This window comes from Acidovorax sp. Leaf78, from assembly GCF_001422735.1.
GTDB lineage: Bacteria > Pseudomonadota > Gammaproteobacteria > Burkholderiales > Burkholderiaceae_C > Acidovorax.
In genome coordinates this window covers 442,128-455,133 of the sequence record NZ_LMLZ01000012.1, presented here as the reverse complement: position 1 = coordinate 455,133, position 13,006 = coordinate 442,128, and the positions used below count along the sequence as shown (strand labels likewise).

At 61.9% G+C, this 13,006-nt stretch carries 15 protein-coding genes; 4 read left to right on the top strand and 11 right to left on the bottom strand.

Annotated features, from left to right (window positions below; all coding sequences use genetic code 11):
• Window positions 1-308: 308 nt before the first annotated feature.
• Window positions 309-1,025, bottom strand: a complete 717-nt coding sequence (locus ASF16_RS10490; protein WP_162241068.1) for a LuxR family transcriptional regulator — start codon at window positions 1,023-1,025, stop codon at window positions 309-311.
• A gap of 51 nt (window positions 1,026-1,076) precedes the next feature.
• Here ASF16_RS10490 and ASF16_RS10485 point away from each other — a divergent pair, with 51 nt between their 5' ends.
• Window positions 1,077-1,460 (top strand): DUF4902 domain-containing protein, encoded by a 384-nt coding sequence (locus ASF16_RS10485; RefSeq protein ID WP_056166136.1) that lies wholly within the window; start codon window positions 1,077-1,079, stop codon window positions 1,458-1,460.
• Here the strand turns inward: ASF16_RS10485 and ASF16_RS10480 are convergent, their stop codons facing one another.
• Entirely contained in the window at window positions 1,461-2,054 is a 594-nt protein-coding gene (locus tag ASF16_RS10480; protein ID WP_056166131.1) for an acyl-homoserine-lactone synthase, read from the bottom strand.
• 423 nt (window positions 2,055-2,477) lie between these two features.
• On the opposite strand from ASF16_RS10480, the gene ASF16_RS10475 reads away from it, so the two are divergent.
• Window positions 2,478-3,077 carry a hypothetical protein gene (locus ASF16_RS10475; RefSeq protein ID WP_156372019.1) on the top strand — a complete coding sequence of 200 codons (600 nt, stop codon included), beginning with the start codon at window positions 2,478-2,480 and terminating at the stop codon, window positions 3,075-3,077.
• Between the two features lie 45 nt (window positions 3,078-3,122).
• On the opposite strand, the gene ASF16_RS10470 is transcribed toward ASF16_RS10475, so the two are convergent.
• From ASF16_RS10470 to ASF16_RS10460, 3 genes are read right to left on the bottom strand one after another with little or no spacing between them, the layout of a single operon-like run.
• Window positions 3,123-3,545, bottom strand: coding sequence for a DUF6691 family protein (locus ASF16_RS10470; protein ID WP_056166538.1), 423 nt, complete (start codon window positions 3,543-3,545; stop codon window positions 3,123-3,125).
• A 17-nt stretch (window positions 3,546-3,562) separates the two neighbouring features.
• Window positions 3,563-3,991 (bottom strand): YeeE/YedE family protein, encoded by a 429-nt coding sequence (locus ASF16_RS10465; protein ID WP_056166126.1) that lies wholly within the window; start codon window positions 3,989-3,991, stop codon window positions 3,563-3,565.
• Window positions 3,992-3,993: 2 nt separating this feature from the next.
• Window positions 3,994-4,314, bottom strand: a complete 321-nt coding sequence (locus ASF16_RS10460; RefSeq protein ID WP_056166123.1) for a helix-turn-helix transcriptional regulator — start codon at window positions 4,312-4,314, stop codon at window positions 3,994-3,996.
• Window positions 4,315-4,389: 75 nt separating this feature from the next.
• Between ASF16_RS10460 and ASF16_RS10455 the strand changes: the two genes are divergently transcribed.
• Window positions 4,390-5,268: an MBL fold metallo-hydrolase gene (locus tag ASF16_RS10455; RefSeq protein WP_056166119.1), complete on the top strand. Its 879-nt coding sequence runs from the start codon at window positions 4,390-4,392 to the stop codon at window positions 5,266-5,268.
• 184 nt (window positions 5,269-5,452) lie between these two features.
• Here the strand turns inward: ASF16_RS10455 and ASF16_RS10450 are convergent, their stop codons facing one another.
• From ASF16_RS10450 to ASF16_RS10425, 6 genes are read right to left on the bottom strand one after another with little or no spacing between them, the layout of a single operon-like run.
• Complete coding sequence (locus tag ASF16_RS10450) at window positions 5,453-7,387, bottom strand: response regulator (RefSeq protein ID WP_369817135.1); 1,935 nt, start codon at window positions 7,385-7,387, stop codon at window positions 5,453-5,455.
• Between the two features lie 23 nt (window positions 7,388-7,410).
• Window positions 7,411-8,265 (bottom strand): sensor histidine kinase, encoded by an 855-nt coding sequence (locus tag ASF16_RS10445; protein ID WP_369817137.1) that lies wholly within the window; start codon window positions 8,263-8,265, stop codon window positions 7,411-7,413.
• A gap of 16 nt (window positions 8,266-8,281) precedes the next feature.
• Entirely contained in the window at window positions 8,282-9,253 is a 972-nt protein-coding gene (locus ASF16_RS10440) for an ATP-binding protein (protein WP_056166534.1), read from the bottom strand.
• A gap of 29 nt (window positions 9,254-9,282) precedes the next feature.
• Window positions 9,283-9,687, bottom strand: a complete 405-nt coding sequence (locus ASF16_RS10435; RefSeq protein WP_056166110.1) for an anti-sigma regulatory factor — start codon at window positions 9,685-9,687, stop codon at window positions 9,283-9,285.
• Entirely contained in the window at window positions 9,677-10,051 is a 375-nt protein-coding gene (locus ASF16_RS10430; RefSeq protein ID WP_056166108.1) for an STAS domain-containing protein, read from the bottom strand. The genes ASF16_RS10435 and ASF16_RS10430 overlap by 11 nt, the downstream gene beginning before the upstream one ends.
• 18 nt (window positions 10,052-10,069) lie before the next feature.
• Window positions 10,070-10,924: an STAS domain-containing protein gene (locus tag ASF16_RS10425; RefSeq protein WP_056166105.1), complete on the bottom strand. Its 855-nt coding sequence runs from the start codon at window positions 10,922-10,924 to the stop codon at window positions 10,070-10,072.
• A 346-nt stretch (window positions 10,925-11,270) separates the two neighbouring features.
• Here ASF16_RS10425 and ASF16_RS10420 point away from each other — a divergent pair, with 346 nt between their 5' ends.
• Entirely contained in the window at window positions 11,271-12,950 is a 1,680-nt protein-coding gene (locus ASF16_RS10420) for a histidine kinase famiy protein (RefSeq protein ID WP_056166102.1), read from the top strand.
• Window positions 12,951-13,006 lie beyond the last annotated feature (56 nt).

The window sequence follows — 13,006 nt, the reverse complement described above, 5'->3', positions numbered from 1 at the left end:
CTTGTTCGTCGCAGTCGTGGGGAATGTGCAGGCCGAGGCAAGCACACGACACAAGCATCACCCAAGGAACCAAGTTTTTGTGTAGGTCGAAAGCGCACGGTCGACTTCACAACGCGGCATGCACAGCACGATTTGCGGCCGGTTTGCCTACCGCCTTAACGCAAGACGTCTGTTCGCTGGCGGTGGATTTCTAGCTGCGAACCAGCAACACGACGCCTAGCAAAAATGATAGCCCTCTCATTCCTGATGGTGGCGCTTGCGGCGGGCGGTGCGTAAAGTCTGACCAAATGACCACGTTCGGGACAAAACTACGTCAGCAATCCCAAGCGAAATGCCACCGCAATCGCTTGCGATCGGTTTTTCACGTCGAGCTTTTCCATCACATTCTTGACGTGAAACACCACGGTGGGCTCCGCGATGGACATGATCTGACCGATCTCTGCAGATGTCTTGCCCAATGCCACCCAGTTGAGACACTGGGATTCTTGTGCCGAAATCGGTGGTTTGGCAGCCCGTGCGGCTTCGCTGGCGATCAGGCCCCGGTGCGCAAAGTGCGCGCAACTGGCCAGCACCTTGCCGATGGCCAGCAGTTGCTGTTGCTCTCGTGGGTCCGAAATGGGTTTGTCGCGTGCCAGACTGATCATGCTTTTGACGCCATGTGCTTCATGCACAGGGACGCTGAGGCCGAATCCCAGTCCGTGAGACCGCGCCTCTTCAAAAAAATCGAGCGTTCCAGACTTGGCAAAAAAATCCTCGGTCCAGACAATCGCACCCGTGCTGGTCTGACAATGGCGGACCGTGGGATCGAGCTCCGCATACTGCCGCTCGGCGTAAATGCGTTGCCAGCCAGTGGGGTAGCCGCTGGCAATCTTGTAAACGGGGGCACCGTTGTCGTCAAACCACTGGGTGCCAACCATAAATCGCTCAAACCCTATGTCACGAGAGATCGCAGCCATCGTCGAGAAAAACTCTTCATCTGTCGAGGCATCAAATATCTTCGACACGAGGTCGATGGAACCGGGCATTGAAACGCCTGTCGACATTGGATACTCCACCGCTCAGTTGGTAACAACTCCATGATAGGCGTCAACAGACCAAACCACGACTACTATGTGCGCATGTCCCTAGACGCCGTCAACGGTATAGGGCTGGAGCACCACGCGACAGAAGTCAACTGCGGATCTGCGGCTAGCGGATTTACGGAGTGGATAGCGCAGTGGAATACGGCGCTTTTAGTGGTGAGTTGGGACTGGACTCGCCTGGACGACGGCATCATCGTGCAGCCGCACCCGCGTACGGTGCTGTCCAATCTGATGCTGCTGAATGACTACGCCTTCGACCAAGGGGTCGATGCGACCGAAGCAGCCTTGATGCGCCTGGTGGATCGGCTGGATTGGAAACCTGCGGTAGCCAGGACGTGCGACTGCTTGATGGCCAGAATGCCCGCCCCGGCTGTGTAATCAATGTGCGGCTTGAGATCCGATGGCGGAAAGAGTGATGTGGTCGATCTCGACGATCAAGGCCACCGCCGAAGCGACCCCAATGCGGATGGAGGGCCCCATCCTGTGAACATGCAGGCCTTGATGGCGAAGCATTCTTTCCATGACAGGCGTCGTCACCGTCACATAGCGGCTGATGTTGTTCTCCAGCGCAAACTGGGCGGACTGGCGCATCAGGGCCATGGGCATGTCGCCAAAGGTCGCATTGGCAGTCCCCACACGGTCGGTCGCCACCGCGAAGCGGCTGAGCTCCCAACAATCGTCGCTGTGGGGCGCTGGCTGGCCGTGAAGCAGTTCAGGGAAACTGTCCCTTAGCATGTAAGCGCCAGTGGTTGGAAGGAGTCTCCAGCAGGCATCCACAGAACCGTTGGGGTGCTTGGCCAGGACATAGGCGACTTCCGGGAGGTCATCGAACTCGTCTCTTTCCATGCCGTCCTGCGATTTCACGTCCCAGCCGAGCCTTTCGTGAAATACGGAATACCGGAGTTTGAACATGGCTCGCAGGTCGCCACGGTCGATGTGCGCAGGCGTAAAAATTTTGATGTCGTAGTTCATCTGGCTTTTGCGGTGGTATGTGCAAAAGCTATTGAACCCAGCGAAGCATCGTGTAGAAACTGTCAGAAGAGGTAGCTTGTGCTTGCCTTCCGCTTGGTGCTGCAAAGCCGTTTTAACCGCTTTTCAAGTGGAGGCAGAGTGTGCTGCTGAGGTGAGAGCCGCAGTGCGAAATGCGCCTATCGACTGTTTTTCCGGAGCGCTGTAATGGCGCTGTGGTAAGGCTGCCAGGCAGTCACGACATGCACTCTCGACAGCTGCAACAACTCGCTGAATGACATCGGCTTGACGCCTCGCCGGTGTACATACAAGACCCATAACTTCGTACTTTGAGCGCCGCTGAAGAGCGCCTGACCACCTGCGCAGCGGTATGCTGGGCATCCAGCGCTCGCTGGAAGTTCTTGGATTCCCTTCACCGTCTTGACCATGTCTTTCACCAACCCGCCCCGCCGCACTGCCTTCCATCTCTTCCAGTGTCTGGCCGCCATCGCCTTATTTTTGCTTACCGCACTACCTGCTGCCCACGCTGCGCCAACGGTTATCTACAACAAGGATGGTGTGAGCTTTGAGCATCCCGTGGAGTGGAAAGTGGCCGAAGACGTTGTCGCGCAGGACGGAACCCGCCTGCGCAGCATCGATGTGGAGGGGCCCGACGAAGCCGTCGTAACCTTGATGTTCAGCCCACTGTTGGCCACCCAGGACATCGAAAAGTTTGCGGCCACGGCAGCGCGCAATCGCGAGAACGCAGCACGTGCCAACACCGCACAGCAGGTCCGAATGGGCGCCACGACTGCCACACCTGTTACCCGCCAAGTGGCGGGCCAGGACAACAAGGGCGTCTCCCAGCGCTTTGTGGTCAGCCTGTTGGGCCAGGACCTGCCGCACGAGGCGCGCTTCTTCAAAGCGAGCCTGGGCGATACCACGGTGATCGTCATGACCCAGGTGGCAGATGAAAATGCCAAAGCCGCGGAGCCCGCGTTGGTGATGGTGCTCGGGAGGCTGCGCTACAGCGGCAGCAAGCGCTGAGCTCTGGCACACAAGGCCGCACCTTGGACGGCGCCGATGGCTGGATCAGCGCGCGGCCTTCCAACGCTCCATCAGTTCGAAAATGCCCATGCCGACAAGCATCGCCGCGACAAAGATGATGGCTTTGGCCTCGCCCATTCCGACGGCCACCAGTGCGGGCCCGGGACAAAACCCCGCCACGCCCCAGCCGACGCCAAACAGCAGGCTACCGCTGACCAGGCGGCGATCGATGCCGCGGGCGTCCGGAAGCTTCATCGGCGTACCCAAAAACGACTGCGTCCTGCGCTTGGCAATGGCAAAGGCCACCAGCCCGATGCCAATGGCGCCTGCCATCACAAAACCCAATGACGGGTCCCAAGGTCCGGCCAGATCGAGAAAGCCAAGTACCTTGTTTGGATCGGCCATGCCGGACACGATGAGCCCGATGCCGAACACCAGGCCAGACACGAAGGCAGTAAGAAGAAGCATGGTGAAGACCTCCTGATTCAAAACAGGTGCCGGACAACGAACACCGTCGCAAACCCAGCGGCCATGAACAGCAACGTGGTCACCAACGACCGCAATGACAGCCGGGAGAGTCCACACACCCCGTGGCCGCTGGTGCAGCCCGCGCCGTAACGCGTACCGACGCCGACCAGGACGCCGGCCAGAACCAATGCTGCTGTGTCCGCATCTATCTGAGGCCGCGGTAGGTCACGGCACAGCGCGAACACCAGCGGCGCGGTCAGCAGGCCCGCGATAAACGTCGCCCTCCACGCCCCCTCCCCTTTTGAAGGTTTGAGCATGCCCCCCAGGATCCCGCTGATCCCGGCGATGCGCCCATTGAACAAAACCAGCAGCGCGGCTGCGGCGCCAATCAGCATGCCGCCCGCCAGCGACGACCACGGGGTGAAAGCATTCCAGTCGATGGCCATGGTCAATCCTTCGGGCAGTACAGGCGGTAGAGCACCGCCAGGATGTCAAGCAACGCCGCATCTGCGACAGAGTAGTAAATGTTCTTGCCCTGACGTCGCGTGGACACGACCTCTTCTGATCGCAGTACGCCCAGCTGCTGAGACAAGGTTGGCTGGCGAATGCCCAGGGCCTCTTCCATTTCGCTCACGCACATTTCGCCCTGCGAAAGCTGGCACAGCAAAAGCAGCCGGTCCTCGTTGGCGAGGACCTTGAGGGTGGCCACGGCCTGCCCAGCGGCGCTTCGCAATGCCTGCGGGTCAAGGGTGAGAGACTGGTTTGCCATGTGATCGCATTGGGTAGCTGGGAAACAATATATTAAAATATATAATCAAAGTCAACATACTGAAGCGAGCCGATCATGAGCCGGATCTCCATCCAATCGTTCTTCGACACCACAACCGGCACGGTCTCGTATGTGGTGACCGACGCGGCGAGCCGGCGCGCCGCCATCATCGACCCCGTTCTGGACTACGACTCCAAGTCAGGCCACACCAGCACGAAGTCCGCCGATGCATTGCTCGACTACGTTCGCGCGAACGAGATCACCGTGGAGTGGATTCTTGAAACGCATGCCCATGCGGACCACCTCTCTGGCGCCCACTATGTTCAGGAGCAGGTCGGCGGCAAGATCGCCATCGGAGAGCGCATCCGCGAGGTGCAGGCAACGTTCAAGCAGCTGTACAACCTGGGGCCCGCGTTCTTGCCCGATGGCAACCAGTTCGATCACCTGCTCAAAGACGGAGAGGTCTTCCACATCGGTGACGTGAAAGCCACTGCCCTGTGGGTGCCGGGGCATACTCCAGCCGACCTCGCGTACGTGATCGAAGACGCCGTTTTCACCGGCGACACGCTGTTCATGCCGGACGTCGGCACCGCGCGTGCAGACTTTCCAGGTGGTAACGCGCATACGCTGTATCGATCAATCCACCGCCTGCTCGAACTCCCATCGGAGACGCGCGTGTTTGTATGCCACGACTATCCCCCGGAAGTCCGCGACGCGGCGTGGGAAACAACGGTTGCGGAGCAGCGCGCGTCCAATATCCATGTGCGCGACGGAGTCAGCGAAGACGAGTTCGTAGCGCTGCGGAATGCCCGGGATGCGACGCTCGAAATGCCCACGCTCATTCTGCCGTCGATCCAGGTCAACATCCGTGCGGGGCAGTTGCCACCGGCAGAAGACAACGGCGTGGCGTATCTGCGCATCCCGCTCAATGTCCTCGCCCAGCACAGACAGTAGTAGCCGCAGCGGACCACCTGAGTGGCCGCATTGCCCTCATCTTGCCCCGACTTGCGGTGCCCGCACTTTTCGTACGCGCAATCATCCTGACTTTGGGGAACGTTCGTACGACTGTGCGGCAAGTGCACTTGCCCTGTGCGTGCCCCTGCGTCCCGCGTCAGGCTTTCTGAGGTGGTCCGGCGGCCTAGGACAGGGCCTGCAACAGCAAGTGGGGTTGCAGCGGCTTGCCCAGGTGCTGATCAAAGCCCGCCGCCAGTGCCCGGTCGCGATCCTGGGGCCGCGCAAAGGCGGTAAGCGCAATTGACCGCAAGTGCGGTCGACCAGCAGCCGCCTCAAGCTCCCGCACTTTGGCGATGAGGTCGTAGCCGTCACGGCCCGGCAGGCCGATGTCGCTCACGAACAGATCGGGCCACGCCAAGTCGAACTGGGCCAGGGCGGCCTCGTAGCTGTCGGCTACGCGCACCCGCGCCCCTTCGTCGGAGAGAACGATGCTGAGCATCTCGCTGGTGTCGGCGTTGTCGTCCACGACCAGGACGTCCTTGCCCTGCAAAATGCGAGATTCATGAACCGGTGAGGCCACTTGCCCATCGTCGGAAGCTGCCTGGGCCTCTTCGTATCCCACCATGAGCCGCGCCGTCATGGTCGTGCCATGGCCGGCGCCTTGGCTGGACGCGGAAATGGTGCCGGCATGCAAATCCACCAGATGCTTGACAATGGACAAGCCCAGGCCCAGGCCGCCGTGGGCTCGGTTTCCCGGAGCACCACTCTGCGTAAACCGCTGAAACAGATAGGGCACAAAAGCCGCGTCGATGCCCGCACCGTGGTCTTGCACGACCAATGTGAGTTCGTCTCCGTCGTGTTGCAGTCGCACCTGCACCAAGCCGCCTGATTCTGAGAACTTGATGGCATTGGTGACCAGGTTCCACACGATCTGTTGAAACCGCGTGACATCAAGCCAGGCCGGCTCATCGACGTCCCCGCTCATCACCTCCAGGGTGATCTGCTTGGCTTGCGCCTGGTCGCGCACGGCGTCGATGGAGACGCGCACCAATTCCCCCGGTTTGGCCCATTCGCGGTGCAGCCGCAACTTGCCAGAGGCAATGCGCGAGACATCCAGGATGTCCGAAATGATGCGTCCCTGCGCCTTGGCCCCTCGCTCGATCGCGTCGATACCACGCGCCAGCATTTCGGGTTTGGTGTTGGGCCGTTTGAGCATGTGCACCCAGCCCGTAATGAGCGTGAGCGGAGTGCGCAGTTCATGCGACAGCACCGCCACAAAGTCGTCCTTGGTGCGGCTGTGGCGCTCCGCCAGCACCCGCGCAGCCTGCTCGCGCTCCAGCAGTTCTTCGCGCCGGCGCTCGAAGTCGATGCGCTCGGACAGGTCCGTGGCGATGCCGATGCGCAAGCCCGGCTCGACGTGATCGGACATGCTCCAGTCAAGCAACACCTCCTTCCCGTCGCCCCGAATAAGCGGGAACTCGCCCTTCCAGTCCACCGCAGACCCGGCTTCCATGCAGCTCTGCACAAAAGCCTGCCATCCCGAGGGTGCCAGCGACGTTACCACCTGCCCGATAAGATCGCCGCGCGGGCGCTGCAGCAGCGCCTCTGCGGCGGGATTCAGGTCGGCGAAGCGGCCTGCTTCGTCGATGAGCATCATGGCCACCGGCGCTTGGTCGTAAATGGCGCGAAACCTTGTCTCGCTGCGCCGCAGCTTTTCTTCGGCCGTGCGTGCACGGATCAGCGCCTGCAGCGTGGCCACCATCAGTGCGGGCTCGGCAGGGTGCACCATGTACGCATCGGCCCCGGCATTGAGTCCCGCCACCTTGTGCTCACTCTGCACATAGGTGGCAGACAGGTGAATGATGGGCGTCAGCTCGGTCTTCGCGTCGGCGCGCAGCACTCGGCAGACTTCAAAACCGTCCATGTCCGGCAGATGCACATCCAGCACTACCGCGGAGATATCGCGCTGAGCCGCGGAAATGGCCGCCGAGCCGGTGTCCGCCTCTTCGGTATGAAACCCCGCGGCACGAATCACCCGTGCCGTCGCATACCGGGTGACGGGGTTGTCGTCGACCACAAGGACCGTGTGCAAGCTGCGGTCTATGGTCGGCGAAATCATGGCGGATGTAGGCATGTTGTGGATCAGCTCTCGATGCCGTCCTTGCCAGGGAGCATCTGGACAGGAACGATGACGGAAAAGACCGACCCCTCACCCACCACGCTGTGCACGCTGACATAGCCGCCCAGCAACACGGCCAGTTGTTTGGACAGTGCGAGGCCCAGACCCGTGCCGCGCAGCCGCTTTTGAATGGGGGCGTTGACCTGGGAGAAGTCGTTGAACAGGCTCTCCAGGTGCTCGGGCGCAATGCCGATGCCAGTATCGGACACCGAAAAGCGCACCATGTTCCCGCTTTCCAGCGTGGCCGACACCCTGACTTCGCCGCGCGCCGTGAACTTGAGGGCGTTGGAGACGAAGTTGCGCAGAATCTGTGAGAGCTTGCGGTCATCGGTAAACAGCCGCGGCAGGCCCATGGGCTCCTCGAACACCAGATTGAGTTCGTCATTGTCCAAGAGCGGCTTGAACATTCCACGCAGCGCTGCGAACAGGTCCATCATCTCGAACCAGGCTGGCGAGACGTCGAGCCGGCCAGCTTCGATCTTGGCCAGATCCAGCAGGTCGTCCACCATCACCGAAAACTCTTCGCAGGTGCTCTGGATGAAGCGCACCTGGCGCTCCTGCTCCGCGGTGAGCGGGCCGTCCACATGGTCGAGCAGCAGGCGGGCGATGCTCAGCGTGGCGCCTATGGGCGTGCGGAACTCGTGGCTCATGTACGAAAGGAAGCGGCTTTTGAGCTGCGTGGCGTGGCGCAACTGCTCGGCCTGCTCGTCCAGCTCGGCATACAGTGCCACGACGCCGCGGTTGGTTTCCTCCAGCTCGGCCCGCAGGGCCTGCACCTCGCCCTGCAGGGCCAGCGCCTCGGCCTGGCTTTGGTCCAGCCGGGTTGTCAGATCGTCACTCAAGAACATTCCCCTGTTTCACCACCAGCACGGTGGCATCGTCGCGACCACGTATCTGCCGCCACAGCAACGAGGCCGCGATCAGCGTGGGGTCGCGCTGCAGCAGCGGCACCACTTCGGCCGCCTTCCAGCGCGAGGTGATGCCATCGCTGTGCAGCACCGCCAGAGCATGCTGGGGCATGTCCTGCGTGGTGACCTCCGTCTTGCGCAACTGCACGCCCACCGTGCCGTGCTGTGTGAGCATCGAGCGGTCGTACACGCCAGACAGCACGCGCCCCACCACGTTGCCCGCCCCAGCGTAGTGCAACTGACCGGCATCCATCCGCAAGGCGAACAGCGCTGCTCCGCGGGTTGTCTGCAACCCCCGGTGCGCATCCTGAACCAAGGTCTCCAGCGGATCGAAAGGGGCCGCAGCAAACGCGGCCAGCGCAGCATCGGACGCCTGTGCAGCGTGCGGTCCATGCCCCAAGCCGTCGGACACCACGGCAGCCAGCCTGTTGCCTTCCTCCGCCACCGCCCAGCCATCCCCACACACTGTCTCGCCAGGTGCCGCGATGCTCACGGCGCCCCAGCGGCGCTCGGACGCGGGCGGCTGCCCTGAGGCACGCATCCGCACCAGGCACACCGTGCCTTCCGGCGCGGAATGGATGTCGAAATCGCTCGCCAAACGGCGTATGGCGCCCAGGCCTGTGCCTGGCGACCCCGTTCCGGTGGATATGCCGTCCAGGCTGGACCGCTGCACGTCCGCCATGCCAGGGCCCTTGTCCAGTGCGATCAGTTCCACCTCGTGCCGGGCAGGCACCACAGCAATCCACAACTGCCCCTGCTCTGCGTGCCGTACGAGGTTGGTGCCCAGCTCGGTGACCACAATGGACAGGCGCCCCGCGTCCAGCTCGCTCCATCCCCAGTCGAGCACCGTGCGTGCACAGAACCGCCGCGCGTCCCCCACGCAACTGGCGTCCGTCATGGGAAAGGGTCGATGGCTCCACCCCAGGCTCACTTCCACTTGGTGATGCTCACGCGAGTGCCTTTTCCAGGCGCAGAATCCACCGTAAAGTCGCTGACCAAGCGCTTGCTGCCCGGCAGGCCCAGTCCCATGCCACCCCCCGACGTCCAGCCGTCAGTCATGGCCAGCTTCATGTCGGCGATGCCAGGGCCATCGTCCTCGAAGTGCAGGGCAAGACCCGTCTTCGCACCGGCCTCCAGCACCTCCCAGCGCATGCGGCCGCCACCGCCGTGGATCAGCGTGTTGCGAGACAGCTCGCTGGCCGCGGTGATCATCTTGGTCTGCTCGACCAGCGAAAATTTGAGCAGTTGGCACAGCGAGCGCACGGTCTGGCGTGTGGCCACGATGTGTTGCTCGGACTCCAGCGGCAGCGTGCCGGCGCGTTCAACTGACAAAACCGGCCTCCTTGCGCGCGCGGTCGAGCAGCGCCAGGCCTCGTTCCACGTTCAGGGCGGTCTTCACGCCGTCCAGAGACAGTCCCAGTTCCACCAGGGTGATGGCCACTGCAGGCTGCATGCCCACCACCACCGTAGTGGCTGACAAGATGCGGGCAATGCCAGAGATGCTGGCCAGCATGCGGCCGACAAAGGAATCCACGATCTCCAGCGCCGAGATATCGATCATCACGCCGCTGGCGCCGGTCTTGGCAATGCGGTCTGCCAGGTCGTCCTGCAGCGCCAGTGCAGTCTGGTCCTGCATGTCCACCTGGATGGTGACCAGCAGGGTCGAGCCCATGCGCAAAATTGGTATACGGTCCATACGATTGCCGCGTCCCGATCAGGCGACCTGGCGGGCGATGCGCCAGCCGGTGCGCTGTAGCGCCAAGGCCAGCGCATCGGCCAGCGTGGCCTTGGTGCTGACGCCCTGAAGATCAATGCCCAGGTGCACGATGGTTTGCGCAATTTGCGGGCGAATGCCGCTGATGATGCAGTCCGCCCCCATGAGGCGAATGGCCGTCACGGTCTTGAGCAGATGCTGCGCTACCAGCGTATCCACGGTGGGCACGCCGGTGATGTCGATGATGGCGAGTTCGGAACCCGTGTCCACAATGGACTGCAGCAGCGTCTCCATCACGATCTGGGTGCGGTTGCTGTCCAGGGTACCGATCATCGGCACCGCCAGCACGCCGTCCCACAGCTTGACGACGGGCGTCGACAGCTCCAGCAGCTCTTCCTGCTGGCGGGTGATGATCTCTTCACGCGCACGCTGGAAGGTGGTCGCCGTGAACTGGGCCATGTTGTCCACCAATGTGGTCAGTCCCCAAAATGCCGACATGATCTGAAGACTGTCACTGCCTTGCAATTGACCGTGCAGGGCTGACAGCAGAGGCTTCTTCAGCGCCAGCACGAAAAGGCTGGTTTCCCCCGCACCTTGCCCTTGTGCCGCGCCGGACCGGGACAGCGCCGCAAGGACCTGCTGCAAAGCCGACCATTTTGGATCCGAGAAGGACTCAATGCTGGCCCCCTCGCCCAAGGACCGCGCCATGGCCGACGCCAGCTCTGCGGCATCCGTAGCGGCAGAGCGCGGAAGTCCGGCATTGCGGGTGCGCGCCTCGTCGATCCACTCGCGGATCAAAGCCTCCCGTTTGCTGTCATGCAGTGCGTCAAGGATCTGGGTCGTCAGGTTGGTCATAAATCTCTCGGCATGGGGAATCGGCCCTGCCAACAAATCTGGCAGGGTGTAAATCATTGTAGAGGGGCGGCCGTTACAACCTCAGCGACGCCCTCCAGCAACGTTTATGTCGGCGCGTTGTCCTACGTGATTAGCGGTAGGCAGCCAACAACACGACCCAGAGCCTGTTGCCTCAATGCTTCGGCGGCTGGCTCGCTGATTCAGTTCGAGGTGGTGGGGCTGGTGCACCGGCGGAGGTTGGTGACCCGCAAGGCAGTGCAATCCGTGCGTCTCGTCCATACAACGATCGGCGTTTTTCAGGCCCTTGTCCTGCATGCCGCCCGCGTCTTTTTCGGTCTAATGCCGCATGAGTTCTGAACCCGAAAAGCCGCCCATCACCGGATCCGCCGCACCCGAGGTGTCGCTGCTCGGTTCCAACGTGACCACCATATCGGATCACGACGACGATATCTTTTTCACGGCGATTGAAACCACGCGCATGCCCATGCTCGTGACGGACCCAAGGCAACCCGACAACCCTGTTGTGTTTGCCAACCGCGCGTTCCTGTCCATGAGCGGCTATTCGCGCGATGAAGTCTTGGGCGCGAATTGCCGGTTTCTGCAGGGTTCCGGTACCGACCGCGCCACAGTCGCGTCGGTACGGCAAGCGATTGCCGACCGCACAGAGATAACGACCGAAATTCTCAACTACCGCAAGGACGGCACGTCGTTCTGGAATGCGCTGTACATCTCGCCTGTCTACAACAAGAACAAAGAGCTTGTTTACTTCTTCGCCTCCCAACTCGACGTGAGTCGCCGCCGCGATGCAGAGCAGGCGCTGGCGCAGGCTCAGAAGATGGAGGCACTGGGCCAGTTGACGGGCGGTATCTCGCACGACTTCAACAACCTGCTGCAAGTGATCTCCGGCCACCTGGAAATCCTCAAGCGCCGCGTCAAGACCCACAAGGGCGATGAGTCTGTCCTGGCCAGCGCCGACAGTGCCGCAGCGGCCGTCAAGAAAGCTTCCACCCTAACCCAGCAACTGCTGGCGTTCGCACGCAAGCAACGCCTTGAGGGGCGCCCGATCAACCTGAACGCTGCAGCCGAGAACATTCGCAACCTGATCGAAGACACCGTGGACGGCGGCATCGAGTTGCACATGGACCTGGCGCCAGACCTGGCCAACTGCCAGGTCGACCCGACGCAGCTCGAACTGGCCATCCTCAACATCATCACCAATGCCAGGGACGCGATGCCGCACGGTGGACGGGTGACCGTATCCACTTCCAACGTCCAGGTCACTGGGACGGACGTCACCGCGTTCGGTGGCCTGCGGCCCGGCCTTTATGTCTCGATGACCATCACCGATACCGGAGAAGGCATTCCGCCGGAGTTGATCAAGCAGGTGGTCAACCCGTTTTTCACCACCAAACCCGAGGGCAAGGGTACCGGGCTCGGCCTGTCCATGGTGTATGGCTTTGCCAAACAGTCCGGCGGCACCGTCAACCTGTATTCCGAAGTCGGCATCGGAACCACCGTGCGGCTTTACTTCCCTGCCACCACCCAGCCGTCAAACGCTCGGGAGATTCACGACGACGAGTCGTCGGAGCGCGGGGGCACAGAGCTGATTCTGGTGGTGGACGACCGCCGCGAAGTGGCCGATCTGGCAGGCGCGATGCTGGAAAGTCTGGGCTACAGCGTCCATATCGAGACCGACGCGGCCACCGCGCTGGCGTGGATCGGAGAGCCCGGCGGCGATACACGCAACCGGCCGGACATGGTTTTCTCGGATGTGCTGATGCCTGGCGGCATGAACGGATTCATGCTGGCCCGCCAACTGCGCAGCCGCCACCCCGGCATCGCAATTTTGCTCACCACAGGATATGCCGGCGATGGAAACATGACGGACGATATCGAAGGTGTTGAATTCGACATCCTGAAGAAGCCGTACGGAATGAAAGACCTGGCACGTCGCGTACGGCTGGCACTGGATGGCCACACCGGCGCGCGTGCCAGAAGGCAGGTGCCTCAGGGGCGCCCTGCTTAGCCCGCCGAACCTCAGCCGTAGGGTGTGTGTGCGACCTCAGAATTGAAATGCAGCCT